Here is a 15,461-nt window from a genome sequence, read left to right as displayed (position 1 = left end):
AAAATAGCTCAAATTAAAAAGCCCGTTTTAAACGGGCCTTTTTGCTTACTTCATTTCAGCGAATGTTTCTTTTGCAGCCTGAATCGTATATTCGATATCTTCATCAGAATGAGCAGATGAAATAAAACCTGCTTCAAATGCCGACGGTGCCAAGTTTACCCCACGCTTTAACATGCCATGGAAGAACTTTTTGAAAGCTTCAATATCACATGCCAACATAGAGTCGAAGCTTGTAATGTCTTCTTGATCGGTAAAATACAACCCGAACATTGCCCCAGCTTGCTGAGTTTTAAATGGAATCCCCGCTTCATCAGCTGCTGCTTGTAAACCAGCAAGTAACTTTTCAAGTTGAGCAGATAAGTTGCTGTAAAAGTCTGGTTGACGTAAATGTTTGAACATCTCAATACCAGCACGCATAGCGAGTGGATTACCAGATAAAGTACCTGCTTGGTATACGCCACCTAAAGGTGCGATACATTCCATGATTTCGCGTTTACCGCCAAATGCACCTACCGGTAAGCCAGCACCAATAATTTTACCTAAGGTCGTTAAATCAGGTTTAACGTTATAAACCGATTGAGCACCACCTAAAGCAACACGGAAACCTGTCATCACTTCATCAACAATAAAGACAGATTTATATTCATCACACACATCACGAATGGCTTGTAAGAAACCATCAATTGGTTTCACCATATTCATGTTACCTGCGACAGGCTCAATAATTACACCAGCAATTTCATGACCGAACTTAACAAAACACTCTTTTAGTGCAGCAATATCGTTGTATGGCAGCGTTAAAGTGTGTTTAGCAAAATCAACTGGAACACCTTTTGAAGTTGGTTCACCTTCACCTAAAGTGAGTAAGCCCGAACCTGCTTTTACTAAAAGTGAGTCAGAGTGCCCATGGTAGCAACCTTCAAACTTCACAATTTTGTCACGGCCAGTGTACCCACGTGCTAAACGAATAGCTGTCATGGTCGCTTCTGTACCAGAGTTCGTCATACGTACCAATTCAATTGATGGCATGATTTCACAGATAATATCTGCCAATGTTGTTTCGTGTACGGTCGGTGCACCAAAACTTAAACCATCTTCTGCGGCTGTTTGTACTGCTTTAATAATTTCTGGATGAGCATGGCCCAAAATCATTGGTCCCCAAGAACCAACATAGTCAACATAACGCTTACCATCCACATCCCACAAATATGCACCTTTGGCTTTCTCGATGAAAACAGGTGTTCCTCCAACGCCATTAAAGGCACGTACCGGAGAGTTCACACCACCTGGAATGTGTTTGCTGGCTTGTTTAAATAACTGTTCTTGCTTTGGAGATAAACTCATGGAAATGCTCGTCTTAAATATCTAAAAAATAATTTTGAAAGCTTAAGAAAATAATTGTGCCCACGCCTGTACACGGGCAGGAATTTCAGCAGTTGATCGGCCTAATATATCACTAATGACGGCACACAGGTCAGCCCCAGCCTCAATCACAGGTTTTGAGTTTTCAACGGTTAAACCGCCAATAGCACAAATCGGTAGATCATATTGAGCTGCTGCCTGCTTAATCACTTCAATACCCACATTACCTGCTTCAGGTTTTGTAGAGGTCGCATAGACAGCACCAAATGCAATATAAGTCGCACCATCTGCAATTGCTTTTTGGGCAAGCTCTAAAGAGTTCAAACAAGTGCGACCAATAATGACATTTTGTGGTAACTGAGATTTTGCATCGGTAATTTCACCGTCGCTTTGCCCTAAATGAACACCTAAACCAAACTGAGCAGCCAGTTCTAGGTCATCATTAATTACAAAAGGAACTTGGTATTTTTCACACAATAATTTGATTTGCTCAACTTCAGCAGGTTGGTCAGTTTTTTCTATTTTTTTACGGCGGTACTGTAAAATTGCGACCTGTTTAGTTGCGAGAGCGACATCTAGTTTTTCTAATAATAATTGGATTGGGTCATCATTGGTAATCAGATATAAACCACGCATACTCTACTCTTGCTTTAAAAAACTTCGCTAGTATAACGGATTTATGGGTCATCATAAGTACCGATTGATATGGGCTTACCGGTACCAATCGGTCTATTAAGAATAGAAATAAAAAATTAACTCGGAATTTTATCGTGTTTGCGATCAGTCAAACTCAAACGACCACGTGCAACATCAGATAGCATTCGCCAATCAGAAATAAAGCTATAGAAAGGTTGCTTAAAACTCGCAGGTTTATTTTTTTCAAACACAAAATGTCCAACCCAAGCGTTTGCGTAACCCGCTACCAAACCATAGAGTACATATTTGGCTTGTTTTTTACGAATGGCTTTAGAAAAAAAGTATATGCCTATACTACTACCCACCACATGTAAGCGTCTGCTCATAATGTTACGGTGTTCAGTTAAGTAAAAACGATAAAATTCCTGATAATTTTTAATCGGTAATTCAAACTCTGGCTGAGCTTCATGATTAAAGTTTATGGGTGCATTCACGATCATCTTCCTGATTTTTATTTGATCAAAACGTCACCTGATTGTATACCGAAATAAAAGTGTAGCGTCATATGTTTGATTGTAACTTTCTCTATCAAAACCATTACTTTTAGTACTAAGCTATTATACTCATTCAAGATAGTTTAAATAACTGATTCAGGGAGATACATTATGGTTGAAGTTGAGCTTAAGTTTCAGTTACCTGAATCGAAGAAAAAAACTGTTCAACAATACTTAAAAAAGCATAAAGCACAGCAGATTCATCTACAGGCAAAATATTACGACACCCCTGATCGATTACTTGCAAAAAATGGCATGGCACTACGTTTGCGTAAAGAAAATGATCAATGGGTACAAACATTTAAAGCCGCAGGTCAAAGCCATCTACACCGTGTTGAAGAAGAAATTCATTTAGGTGCGTGTGATCAAGAACCTGACTTAAACCTTGAGTTATATCAAGACAATAAAGTAGTGACTGATTTACTTAATACAGCCCTAGGCAAAGAAGCTAAAAAATTAAGTTTGCAATTTGAGACTGATGTACAGCGCACTTATCATGTGTTTGAAGCAGACAATACAGCGATTGAAGTTTGCCTTGATGACGGTGTCGTAAAAACTGCAACTGCTCAAAGCATAATTTGCGAAGTTGAATTTGAACTTAAACAAGGCGCAGTTAAAACACTTATCCAGTTTGCACAGCAATGGATTAATCGTTATACCCTTTGGCTCGATGTAAGAAGTAAAGCCGAGCGTGGTAATTTATTAGCGCTGGGGCAAGCGGCTTCAGCCGCTGTTCATGCCAAAGCCCTGACATTAAATAAAGATATTACTGCTGAACAAGCCTTAAAAAAGATTGTAGAAAACTGTTTAGGACAATTTTTACCAAATATGGCTGCAATTGCCGATGGAGTTGCCGAAGCTGAACATATTCATCAGGCACGTGTAAGTTTGCGCCGTTTACGTAGCGCACTTAAACATTTTTCTAGCTGGTCAAACGAGGTAAATCCTCTTTGGGAAGAACAAATTGCTGAGCTTTTCCGCCAGCTTGGAGACACCCGTGATGAAGATGCTATTCGCACCGAGGTGTTACCAATCATTAAGCAACACGGTTCACCTGAGCTTTTACTACCCGTTTCAGCACAGCCATTAAAAGAGCTCTCAATACTCTTTATATCTTCGGACACGATTAAGCTATTACTCGATTTATTAGCATTCGCCTACTCTGAAGAAAATTCAAAGTCCAAATCAGGTGGGTTAAAAAAACATATTAAAAAGAGTTTAGATAAGCTACATCATAAAGTGATCAGCAATGCTGAACATTTCTCTGAACTTGAAGTTGCTGAACAGCATAAAATACGCAAGACAGCTAAGCAGTTACGCTATTGTGTTGAGTTTATTTCGAGTCTTTATTCTGACAAAAAAGTACAGCAATATTTAAAACAGCTACAACCTGTACAAAACACCTTAGGTCAATATAACGACTTATTTATTGCAGAAGGTATTTTCAATAAAGCTGTCGAAAATGACTCGTCTTTCTGGTTTGCACTAGGATGGGTAAAAGCCAAACAGCCTCACTTACAAAAGCGGTCCGCCAAAGCTTTACAAACTTTTAGTCAGGCTGAAACGTTCTGGTAATTTATAAAAAGTCGCTGTAAACGTGCAGCGACTTTTTATCTATACTTACCAAATACTTTCCATACACCGTTATCTGCTAATGGGTCATTATAGCTATCACTACGTTGCTTTCTTGGCTTATCACGGGCATCGACCAATTTAAAATGTGGCTCAACCCCTAACACAATACCATTGGTATAAAAACGTGAACGGGTATATTCACTTTGGCCATGTTGGAATACATAGGTTCTTAAATCGATAAACTCACGATGAGCCACCAGTGCAGCAGTATCGTCACTCTGCAACCATTCTTGCATCGTAAAAATCTGGTCTGTTTCGAACTGCCCACATTTTTCAATAAGACTTGCAACGCCGCGGAAAGTTTTAGACTCTTTCGCACGTGTTTTATTAATCCGAATTCGGTCTACATGAAAAAAGAACAAGGGTAAATTTAAATGACTTGGCAAATGAATGGCATCTGGTAATTCATCTTCCATAAAGGGTTGAAAAAGTTCTTGTGCCCTTTCAATTAGACCTTGCCATTGTTGGTAATAGATTTCGACTTCTTGTTGTAAACCATAATAGATCGGCAGCCCTTCCACATGTTCTAAATATTGAGGCGGGAAAATATGCTGTCGTAATAAAGCGATATCCGTTTTTAAACTTTGAATAGCAATTGCATCTTGCATATTAAACCTCCCGATACTTAGGCTATTTACAGACTAAGGCAAAGGTTTTGTTTCCGCAAGGCTTTGCCTATAATAAGCAACTCTATTTTTGCGGGAATAAGTCATGTCTCAAAAGATCAATGCAACAGATGTTACTGAAGAAGAAGCTTTAAATGCGGTTTTCTTTGAGCGTGCGGATGAATTTATCAAACAAGCGAATGATTTTTGTCGCCCGCCAAAAGGTGAAAAACCAGATCCAGCCGAGCTGCGTGGTCAAGTAAGCGCAGCAATGTTGTTTGCTAGCGCCCGTTTTAACACATGGGTAGCGGCAAATAACTTTAAAGATGGCGATGAAATGCGTGATGCTAAAGATCAGGTCATGTCTTATCTTGTGCAACAATTTCAAATGATGCTTGAAGATAATTTCGATGAATATTGTGAACAGTTCGAAAATTATTTACGTTTCCGTAAAAATGAAGATTTTCACGCGCATAAACATGATCATTAAAATGATTTAACAACCCAAATAAAAAGCCACAATTGAGTGGCTTTTTATTTAAAAGAAGACTTTATTTTTTTGCTGCCTGACCATATTGATCGGCCATAACTTCGACTAAATGTTCAGGCTTAATATACTTTTTAATTACTGTATTTATGTCTGCAACAGTCAGTTTAGTCAGATTTTGATCGTGTTTTACACGGTCTTGTAATGTTTTACCTGACTCAAGCTGGAGATTTAACATGCCATGAATATTACGTTCATCTTCTAATGCAGTAACACGTTTCTTCATGATATCTGCTTTTGCAGCTTCAAGCTCTTGCTCTGTCACACCATTTTTCAACAAGTCATTCAATACTTTATGTATTGATGCAGAAACCTGCGCTGAGCGACCCGAAGTGTAATTTGCGCTAATGCTTAAGGCCCCAACATTAGTATCACGATCAAGCTGTAATCCGCTTCCAAAACCATACACTAATGCATTTTTCTCACGAAGCTCTTGAGCCAAACGTGATGAAATTTGAGATTCACCTAAAATATAGTTAAGTAAAATTAAAGCAGATGCATCAGGATGATTTTTTCCGACTGGTAGAGCGAGCACACTTTGGTAGCTACCAAATTCGCGCTGCTCAGATAAAACATGAACTTGCTGAGCTGGAAAATCAACATGATCAATCAAGATTTTTTGATAAGGCTGTTTACCATTCCAACGACCAAATTCCTGATTAAGTAATTTCTGCATTTTTTTCGGATCAAACCCGCCCGTAATCGCAATCTGAGCGTGGTTCATAGCAAAGAAACGCTCGTACAACTCTTTCACTTGTTCTTGAGTAGCACTGTTCAATTGCTGCTTTGCCAACTCTGGTTCAAAGTGGTAACGCAAATCTCCCGGTTGATATTCTTCCAGTAAACGGGAAAGTGTTAAACCTGCTACAACATCCGGTTCAGTATACGGACGATCTAAACTAGATAAGCTCTGCGATTTAATCAAATCAAATTGAGATTGCTCAAATTTTGGATTTTTCATCACATCGAGAGCAAACTTAAAGAATTCATCAAATTTTTCTGATTTAGACTGAATATTAATGGTCATGCCATTACCATCAGCGCTCGCATAAGCGGCCCCACCCGCATCAATCGACTTATCGGCAATATCCTGCAAGCTGTATTTATCAGAACCACGTAGTAATAAATATGAGGTTAAATCGACTACTGTACCTTTGTTAAATAAAGATTTCTCTGTTCCGAAGTCCATCGTAATTGTGGCATAAGTACGATCATCGCGTGTTTCAACTGGGAATAAAGCATACTTCATTCCATTTTTCAGCTTTCCACGAATAATCTTTTTCTCATTGCTTTCAACATATTGCTTAGAAGTTTTTAAAAACTCAGCGACTTCTTGTTGATACGCCTTCGGATCTTTTAAAGGCTCAGCCTTTGCTTCCACCTGATCTAAGGTTTTAGGCGCATCTTTTGAGTTTTGTTGTTGAGCTTTCTTCTGGTCTTCAGGTGTTGGCAAAATATCACCATCAATACGATGCTCAGCAACAAGGAACTGTTTTAAAGTTTGATTTACATCATCTAGCTTAACGTTTTTTACCGAATCTAAATCTTTAAAATATTGATCCCATTGCCCGCCAGCTACGGTGTAATCACTTAAACGCGATCCAAGTGCTACCGCATCTTTGGTGATTAAGTCGCCTTGGGTTTTCATTAAACTTTTAACACGATTTAATTCAACTTCAGTAAAAGGCTTACCTTTCTCAATACCCGTGAGTAAAGAGCTTTCAACTTTTTTAGGATCATTACTTGGTGCATAAATAGCACCTAGAAATACCACATTAAAATCTTGGTCTAACCACGTACTCGCATCAACATTTGTGGTAATGCCAGTTTCAACCATGTTCTGATATAAATGACCACTTGGTTGCATGGTATATAGCAAAGGAGCTAACGCTAGTGTCGGCTGAATTTTGGTGTTTTTTCCATTCATATAAATATGGAACTTCGCCAGATCGCTCCCCTTTTTCACCACAAACTGACGATTTTTTATTTTTGTAGAGTCAAGTAAAGGAATCTGTACAGCCTTAGGAACTTCACGTGCCGCGATTGGACTAAAATATTGATCAATTGTTTTTAAGACATCTGTTTTATCGAATTTACCCGAAACAACCATGACTGCATTATTCGGTGCATACCAGCTACGATAAAAACGGTCTAGCTCAGGCATTTTAATAGATTTAAGCTCAGGCAAATCACCAATCGGTAAACGACCTAAATATTGATTGCCATAAGCCGATTTCCACATTTGGTCCATTAAAACAGCAAAAGGCTGATCCATGCGGACTTCACGTTCACGCTTTACGATTTCAATTTCAGAAGGAACAAATTTTTCTTGTAGAACCAATTTATCCATACGCTCAGATTCAAGGTACAACACTTCATTTAGTGCAGTCTTTTCCGGACGAACGATATTGGTATATTTAGTCGAGTAATAATCTGTGCTTGCGTTCGTCATTAACGTATATTGATCTAAACGGCGCTGGAATTCTTCCCCTTTAACATTCTTTGTCCCCTTAAAAGCCAAGTGTTCAAGTAAATGAGCTAAGCCACTTTTGCCTTGCGGATCATTTAATGAACCTGTTAAATAAATGGTATTAATAAAGATTTTATTTTCTTTGTCATTCGGTGCAAGTACAATCCGAAAACCGTTATCTAATTTATATTCCTCAATATTTTGCTTGCTTTTTACTAGTGTGGTTTGTGCCCAAGACGCAGCACTTAAACTAAGAATACATAGGGAGAGAGTCAGTTGTTTAAACTGCATAAACATATAAATACCAATTAATTTGAATAATAAAAAATCAATAGTTGTGGGACTATAGTAGGAAATTTAAGCTGACTTTCATAGTAAAGTTTTGAAAAAAAAGCCGTTTATTTAAACGGCCTTATATTTTAAAGAAAAATTTCAGCTTGCATATAAAGTTTCCCATATCCTGAAATTTCAATACGTTCTTTAGACAGAATATTGCAATATAAAATGCCTCCACGACTAGAAGCCTGATAAGCCACAATATTATTTTTCCCAAGCTTTTCTGCCCATAACGGTGCTATAGCAGTATGAATTGAACCTGTTACGGGGTCTTCATCAATACCTGCGACAGGTGCAAAATAGCGAGAGACACAATCATATTGCTGATCGGCTTTTGATGTTATTGCAACATCCACATCATTTGCTGTAACAGCAGTACGTAACTTACCTAATTTTTTTAGCAAATTCATGTCGGGCTGTTCATCTAATACATCTTGAACTGACTCATATTCAATGACGTAGGCATAAGGATTTTGATAAACCGCTTTAAAAGGTTTGCTTAAAGCTTGACGTAAAATAGCCGGATAATCTTCAACTTGATGAGCTTTACAAATTGGAAAATTCATTCTAATTTTGCCGTCTTCATCTTGATGAACTATAAAAAGCCCTAAGTTTCGTACATGAAAATTAATCGTCTTTTTCTTAGTAAAATCTTTAAATATTACAAAAGCACTAGCAAGAGTGGCATGTCCACAAAAATCAGCTTCAACTGTTGGAGTAAACCAACGGATTTCATAATTTTCAGAGTCTATGATTTTGACAAAAGCAGTTTCAGACAAGTTATTTTCAAATGCTATCTTCTGCATTAAATCTGCATCTAGCCATTCTTTTTCAACAACCACAGCAGCCGGATTTCCACGAAATAACTCTTTTGTAAAAGCATCGACTTGATACATTTTCATGATATTCAACTCTTTTAAATTAACTCATTGTCTTTAATTTTTTTAAATATAAACAGACACAGATTTTTAAAAATTAGCATTACAGCCATTATTCACACATAAAAAAACGACCCAATCCAATAAGATTGAGTCGTCTCTTACAGTTTATTAATGATGTGTTAATTCAATTTCATCTTCACTGTTTAATATTTCTTTATCTGTCTGGCCCATAAATTGACTGGTAACAACACCCGCAGTCATTGAACCATTTACATTTAGCGCAGTACGTCCCATATCAATTAATGGTTCAATTGAAATAAGAAGCGCAACCAAAGTTACAGGTAAGCCCATTGCAGGAAGTACGATCAAAGCAGCGAAAGTCGCACCGCCACCTACTCCAGCCACCCCAATTGAACTTAAAGTCACAATACCGACTAACGATGCAATCCACATTGGGTCTAGCGTGTTAATTCCCATCGTTGGCGCAACCATTACCGCTAGCATTGCTGGATATAAGCCAGCACAACCATTTTGGCCAATTGTCGCACCAAATGAAGCAGAGAAACTTGCAATAGATTCAGGAATACCTAAACGACGAGTTTGTGCTTCAATGCTCAGTGGAATGCTTGCAGCGCTTGAACGGCTGGTAAATGCAAACGTTAAAACTGGAGCAACTTTCTTAAAGAATTTAAGTGGCGAAACACCGGTAAGCGTCAAAATAATGGCATGTACGACAAACATAATCGCCAAGCCTAAATAAGACGCCACCAAGAAACCGCCTAAATTTAAGATATCTGCTACGTTAGAACTTGCCACAACTTTGGTCATGAGTGCAAAAACACCATAAGGTGTAAGCGTCATCACTAAACGAACAAGCTTCATTACCCAAGACTGTAAAGTCTGGATTGCAGTTAAAATACGCTGACCTTTTTCTTCATCATCTTTCATTAGGTTGAGTGCTGCTATACCTAAGAAGACGGCAAAGATAACCACACTAATAATTGAAGTTGGGTTTGCACCAGTTAATTCAGCAAATGGATTACTTGGAATAAAGGAAAGAATAAATTGCGGCACACTTAAATCGGTAACTTTGCCTACATAATCTGTATTAATGGCAGTTAAGCGTGCAGTTTCAGCAGCACCTTGCACCAAGCCTTTTGCCGTTAAGCCAAACAGGTTAGTAACAAATACCCCTACGAGTGCAGCAATCAGCGTTGTAAACAGTAAAGTACCAATCGTGTAAAAACTGATTTTGCCTAAAGACGATGCTTGGTGTAATTTTGCAACCGCTCCCAAAATAGACACAAATACCAAAGGCATCACGACCATTTGTAAAAGTTTTACATAGCCGTTTCCAACGATATTAAACCAGCTAATAGATTCAGCAAGAATCGGATGGCCACCGCCATAAATCAAATGTAGTCCTAAGCCAAACACCACACCTAGAATTAAGCCAGCCAGAACTTTTTTCGATAAGCTCCAGTCCGTTTTACGTGTTTGGGCGAGTAAAAATATTAACCCGACAAAAACCACAATATTGATGATTAAGGGTATATTCATTCCCAAACTCCAAATTATTGCTTGTGTCATCTTTCAAGGGGGCATATTTGACCATAGCCGGCCTATATAAACTACCCTTTTCAACAATTTTATAGCATCAAGATGATTACAAACCTGCGTGAGAATATAAAATGACTTTTAAATACATATATATCACTTTTAATTTATAAATTACGTAAGATATTTATGTATAAAAATCAGCCTCTACCTAAGCAACCTTTAATTCAAATTGTTGCTCAATAAAATAAATAAATTGCTTTAAATTGGTTCCCCATGTTTCAGGTAACTGGGCAACTAAATATGTAGTGAAAAAAGCAGATTCCGTATTTAGTCCAAAACAATTGACGGACACTTTATCCGCAACTTTTGCCAAATAAGACTTAGGTAATAAAGCAAAACCAACACCTAACTCTACACAACTCACGATTCCGTCCAGACTTCCCATTTCCATAATTTGCGAAGGTGGGATACTAAAGTCATTCAAGAAAAGCTCTATTGCGTGTCGATATGAACAACCTTGCCGAAATGCTATAAATCTAGTTTTTGCAAGGGTTGCCATGTCTGGAAAGCTCTCTTGTTGCTTAGGGCAAACCAGAACCAGCTCTTCATGCCACACTGGAAAACTATATAACTCAGGAATGGAATGTTTAGATGCTACAAAAGCACAGTCCAATTCACCCTGATGTACAGCATTTAATAAATAACGTGTCGGATGAGTTTGGAGCTCAATGGGTAAAGTAGGATATTGCTGCATACATTGATTGAGTAACTGTGGCAAACGTATTGCAGCAGTGGTCTCCATACTTCCAAGCCGGATTGATTCAGCAGGATCAATTCCACCTTCTTGAAAGATTTTTTTAGCTTTACGGTGTAGTGCAAGCATTTGAACGGCATAACTATGTAGCTGTTGTCCTGCATTGGTTAGTGTCACTGGGTTATGGCGATTTAATAAAATCACCCCCAACTCTTCTTCAAGTTTTTTTATATGGCTCGTGATATTCGATTGAACGGTATACATTTTTTGTGCAGCCAATGAAAAACTTCCACTCTCTGCGACCGCCAAGAAAAACTCTAGTGACTTTAATAACATTACACTATCTCAAAATAAGATAACTATCATCTTATTAAATCATTTTTAATGATTACAAAACTAGCTTTTAATAATAAAAAAATTGAGCATCTTCTCATGTCTACGTTTTATCGAATGAGCTTAATTGTCTTTTTGGCAACTTGTTTGGGAATTGGTGTTTTTAGGTTTTCCTATACCGCGCTCATGCCCATCATGATCGAGCAATACCGCTGGACCCATGATTTTGCCAGTTTCTTAGGCAGCGCAAATTTATTGGGATATCTCATTGGTGCCTTATTGGCGTTATTGAGTATTAAAGAAAAGTACATCCCATCCATGATCGTACTCTCAACTATTGCTGGCAGCCTCAGCCTCCTATGCTGCTCATTCATGGATATGCCTCTGGCATGGTTCATTTTCTGGCGTACGGTTTCTGGTATTGCTGGCGGCTTACTTATGATTTTAGCCCCGAGCTTTGCGATGAAATACATTCCCACCACACAAAGATTAAAAGTTAATTTCTTAGGATTTAGCGGGATTGGCGTGGGTGTGTTATCTGCCACCATTATTATTCCTGTACTTAAAAATATACCTGCGCATTATGTTTGGGATATTTTTGCGGGTATCTCCATATTAGGAAGCGTACTGCTTTATCAATTATTAAGTCGTAATACTGCTCAGGTGATTAAGCCACATTCTACAAACCTGCAAGCCTCACAAAAATCACGTTTAGGTCTTGTCATTATTATTGCCTATATGTGCAGTGCCTTTGCTTATATTCCTCACTCTCTATTCTGGATGGATTATTTATCTGGAACTTTGCATTTTTCATTAGAGCAAAGGAATTTATTTTGGGTTCTCTATGGTACAGGAAGCTGCATTGGTGCATTTGTCGCTTATTGCTTAAGCAGAATAATAGGATATTTACACACCATTAAATGGTTATATGCCATTTATTGTCTAGCTGTTGTTTTACCTTTCTTTTCCCAGACCACTTCCTTGCTTGCTTTATCGTCCCTTCTTACAGGATTACTTACTCCCGCAACGGTGTTTATTAGCTCTTATAGCCTCTTACAAATTTATGAGCAACGTTATCAAAAGCTATGGAGCCTTGCCACGATTGGGTTTGCTAGCACTCAGCTTTTAGGTGGTGTAATCATTAGTACTTTGCATCATTTGCATTGGTCTTATGCACATCTCTTTCTTTTGGGTGGAATCATTCTACTCTTTGCAGTTTGCCTTTTACTTCCTGTACGGCCTACTTACATCTCAACTCTCGGAGAAACCGAATTATGAAATCTCTGTTCTTCCCCCTATTTTTAATTGCCTTTGTTCTTTTTATTCAGGCCCTAGATCAGAGTTATCAAAAGAAAGTCGGCATCACGAAGACCACTAAGCACTCTGAATTTTTGCAATAAAAAAAGCCCTCAACCGAGGGCTTTTTAATAGAAGATTACTCTCCCATATGTTTTATAATCGCGTCACCAAATTCAGAGCAACGTAACAAGGTTGCACCCGGCATTAAACGCTCAAAATCGTAAGTTACGGTCTTAGCGGCAATCGCTCCCGAAATCCCTTTAATGATCAGATCAGCAGCTTCTGTCCAGCCCATATCACGTAACATCATTTCCGCAGACAAAATGATAGAACCTGGGTTTACTTTATCTTGACCAGCATATTTAGGCGCAGTGCCATGAGTTGCTTCATAAACTGCAATTGCACCACCAATATTTGCACCCGGTGCAATACCAATGCCGCCTACTTCTGCTGCGAGCGCATCGGAAATATAGTCACCATTTAAATTAAGCGTTGCAATAACAGAGTAGTCTGCGGGACGCATTAGGATCTGTTGTAAAAACGCATCTGCAATCACATCTTTAATGATGATATCTTTACCAGTTCTTGGGTTTTTAATTTTAACCCATGGGCCGCCATCAATCAGTTCCCCGCCAAAACGATCTAGAGCCAGCTCATAACCCCACTCTTTGAATGCCCCTTCGGTATATTTCATGATATTACCCTTGTGAACAAGCGTCACCGAAGGCTTATCATTTTCAATCGCAAACTGAATGGCTTTACGTACTAAACGCTGTGAACCTTCTTTCGATACAGGTTTAATTCCAATACCACAGCCTTCTGGGAAACGGATTTTTGTCACACCCATTTCTTCTTGAAGGAATCTAATGACTTTTTTAGCCTCTTCAGAATCGGCTTTCCATTCAATCCCTGCATAGATATCTTCCGAATTCTCACGGAAAATGACCATGTCCGTTAATTCTGGGTGTTGAACTGGTGAAGGTACACCTTCAAACCAACGCACTGGACGTACGCAAACATATAAATCTAATTCTTGGCGTAAGGCTACGTTTAATGATCGAATACCGCCGCCAACCGGTGTAGTTAACGGACCTTTAATTGAGACAACGAACTCACGAAGTGCTTCAAAAGTTTCTTCCGGCATATAGCTGCCATAAATTTTATTGGCTTTTTCACCGCAATACACTTCCATCCATTCGATTGAGCGCTTGCCGCCGTAAGCTTTTAAAATAGCAGCATCTACGACTGCTTTCATGGTTGGTGTAATATCCACACCAATACCATCACCCTCAATGAAAGGAATAATTGGATGATTTGGTACATTCAGTGACAGGTCTGCATTTACTTTAATTTTGTCGCCATCTGCAGGAACCACGATCTTCTGATAACCCATTATGTGAATTCTCCCTTTTATAATACTTAATTAACTAAAAATAATTATCGATACACAATACTTTCAACTCTTCTTAACGCATAATAGCTTAATTGAAATTAATCATTTTTGGGATTTATATGAGAAATAATAAGATTTCTCACTTAAATAAACCTCAATGTTTTCTCTAGTTATTTGAAAGAAGAAGTCATTTTTTATGAAAATTGTCATTCTCAACAAACCATATGACGTTCTCTCCCAGTTTCGTAAAGACGAAGCGCATATGACCGTCTCTGACTTTGTTGATGACCCGACTTTGCGTTTGGCAGGCCGTCTTGATATGGACTCTGAGGGTTTAGTTTTTTTAACTGATCATGGTGGTTTGAATCAGTTCATTACTAACCCTGCAAATAAAAAATACAAAACGTATTTAGTTCAAGTTGATGGCGATGTAACTGAAGAAGCGCTTGAGCAGCTTCGTAAAGGTGTAGAACTTAATGATGGTATGACGCTTCCTGCCACCGCCATTAAAGTAAGTGAACCTGAATGGTTATGGGAACGTAACCCGCCTGTACGTTTTCGTGCAAATATTCCAACATCTTGGATCGAAATTTCAATTTGCGAAGGCCGTAACCGTCAAGTTCGTCGTATGACTTCTGCGGTAGGTTTTCCAACTTTACGTTTAATTCGTACTAAAATTGGTTCAATTGATTTAGTTCAACTCGGTTTAAAACCTGGTGATGTTAAGGAAATTGAGCCTTTGCTTTACCCTGACTTTAAAGATGTTCCAGCTGAAGAACCTTATCGTTCACGTTCATATGTGAAAAAACCAGGTGGTACTGGTGGTAAACCAATGGTTCGCAAGAATAAAGACGGTTCTACGAAGAAGTCTGGTACAAAACGTATTTGGCAGATGGATGAAGGTGAAAAACCACGTCGTAAAACCAATGGTACAACTCGTCCAAATGCTAAAGCACCACGTGGTCGTGGCCGTAATGATCGATAAGATGTAAATTTTCAAAGCTCACCTAGGTGGGCTTTTTTAATGCCTTTTATTTTTCTAAAAATAAAAAAGCCGGTGCATATGCACCGGCCCTTAAGCTATTTACTAACGAAT

General features: G+C 38.4%; 14 protein-coding genes. 5 read left to right on the top strand and 9 right to left on the bottom strand.

The annotated features are described in order from the left end of the window. Positions 1-45: 45 nt before the first annotated feature. From hemL to F936_RS05995, 3 genes are all read right to left on the bottom strand, one after another. The gene (gene hemL / locus F936_RS06005) at positions 46-1,344 is read right to left on the bottom strand and encodes a glutamate-1-semialdehyde 2,1-aminomutase (RefSeq protein WP_005045937.1); all 1,299 of its coding nucleotides are present in this window, start codon (positions 1,342-1,344) and stop codon (positions 46-48) included. 42 nt (positions 1,345-1,386) lie between these two features. Then, complete coding sequence (gene thiE, locus F936_RS06000) at positions 1,387-1,998, bottom strand: thiamine phosphate synthase (RefSeq protein WP_005045934.1); 612 nt, start codon at positions 1,996-1,998, stop codon at positions 1,387-1,389. Positions 1,999-2,114: 116 nt separating this feature from the next. Next, positions 2,115-2,498, bottom strand: coding sequence for an Mpo1-like protein (locus F936_RS05995; RefSeq protein WP_017390055.1), 384 nt, complete (start codon positions 2,496-2,498; stop codon positions 2,115-2,117). A gap of 165 nt (positions 2,499-2,663) precedes the next feature. Between F936_RS05995 and F936_RS05990 the strand changes: the two genes are divergently transcribed. Continuing rightward, a complete protein-coding gene (locus tag F936_RS05990; RefSeq protein ID WP_005045930.1) occupies positions 2,664-4,127 on the top strand; it encodes a CYTH and CHAD domain-containing protein in 1,464 nt (487 codons plus the stop codon). A gap of 35 nt (positions 4,128-4,162) precedes the next feature. On the opposite strand, the gene F936_RS05985 is transcribed toward F936_RS05990, so the two are convergent. Further along, on the bottom strand, positions 4,163-4,795 hold the full coding sequence (locus F936_RS05985; RefSeq protein WP_003650404.1) for a hypothetical protein: 633 nt from the start codon (positions 4,793-4,795) through the stop codon (positions 4,163-4,165). Positions 4,796-4,898: 103 nt separating this feature from the next. Between F936_RS05985 and F936_RS05980 the strand changes: the two genes are divergently transcribed. Further along, on the top strand, positions 4,899-5,282 hold the full coding sequence (locus F936_RS05980; protein ID WP_004643612.1) for a DUF3144 domain-containing protein: 384 nt from the start codon (positions 4,899-4,901) through the stop codon (positions 5,280-5,282). Positions 5,283-5,343: 61 nt separating this feature from the next. Here F936_RS05980 and F936_RS05975 read toward each other — a convergent pair whose 3' ends face one another. The 4 genes from F936_RS05975 to F936_RS05960 form a co-directional block, all read right to left on the bottom strand. Further along, entirely contained in the window at positions 5,344-8,106 is a 2,763-nt protein-coding gene (locus F936_RS05975) for a M16 family metallopeptidase (protein WP_005045927.1), read from the bottom strand. 122 nt (positions 8,107-8,228) lie between these two features. Next, positions 8,229-9,047, bottom strand: coding sequence for a PhzF family phenazine biosynthesis protein (locus tag F936_RS05970; RefSeq protein ID WP_003650399.1), 819 nt, complete (start codon positions 9,045-9,047; stop codon positions 8,229-8,231). Between the two features lie 147 nt (positions 9,048-9,194). After that, positions 9,195-10,586, bottom strand: a complete 1,392-nt coding sequence (locus tag F936_RS05965) for an L-cystine transporter (protein ID WP_004643616.1) — start codon at positions 10,584-10,586, stop codon at positions 9,195-9,197. 208 nt (positions 10,587-10,794) lie between these two features. Further along, on the bottom strand, positions 10,795-11,676 hold the full coding sequence (locus F936_RS05960) for a LysR family transcriptional regulator (RefSeq protein WP_005045925.1): 882 nt from the start codon (positions 11,674-11,676) through the stop codon (positions 10,795-10,797). Between the two features lie 48 nt (positions 11,677-11,724). Here F936_RS05960 and F936_RS05955 point away from each other — a divergent pair, with 48 nt between their 5' ends. Continuing rightward, positions 11,725-12,951, top strand: coding sequence for a YbfB/YjiJ family MFS transporter (locus F936_RS05955; RefSeq protein ID WP_016801967.1), 1,227 nt, complete (start codon positions 11,725-11,727; stop codon positions 12,949-12,951). After that, complete coding sequence (locus tag F936_RS19490; RefSeq protein WP_005045920.1) at positions 12,948-13,073, top strand: hypothetical protein; 126 nt, start codon at positions 12,948-12,950, stop codon at positions 13,071-13,073. The genes F936_RS05955 and F936_RS19490 overlap by 4 nt, the downstream gene beginning before the upstream one ends. 35 nt (positions 13,074-13,108) lie before the next feature. Here the strand turns inward: F936_RS19490 and icd are convergent, their stop codons facing one another. Continuing rightward, on the bottom strand, positions 13,109-14,365 hold the full coding sequence (gene icd, locus F936_RS05950; RefSeq protein WP_003650391.1) for an NADP-dependent isocitrate dehydrogenase: 1,257 nt from the start codon (positions 14,363-14,365) through the stop codon (positions 13,109-13,111). 196 nt (positions 14,366-14,561) lie between these two features. Here icd and F936_RS05945 point away from each other — a divergent pair, with 196 nt between their 5' ends. Continuing rightward, positions 14,562-15,350: an rRNA large subunit pseudouridine synthase E gene (locus tag F936_RS05945; protein WP_003650388.1), complete on the top strand. Its 789-nt coding sequence runs from the start codon at positions 14,562-14,564 to the stop codon at positions 15,348-15,350. The last annotated feature ends 111 nt before the right edge of the window (positions 15,351-15,461 follow it).

Source organism: Acinetobacter calcoaceticus DSM 30006 = CIP 81.8 (assembly GCF_000368965.1).
Classification (GTDB): Bacteria; Pseudomonadota; Gammaproteobacteria; order Pseudomonadales; family Moraxellaceae; genus Acinetobacter; species Acinetobacter calcoaceticus.
Note: the sequence above shows the minus strand (reverse complement) of the source record. Positions and strands in the feature narration are given on the sequence as shown.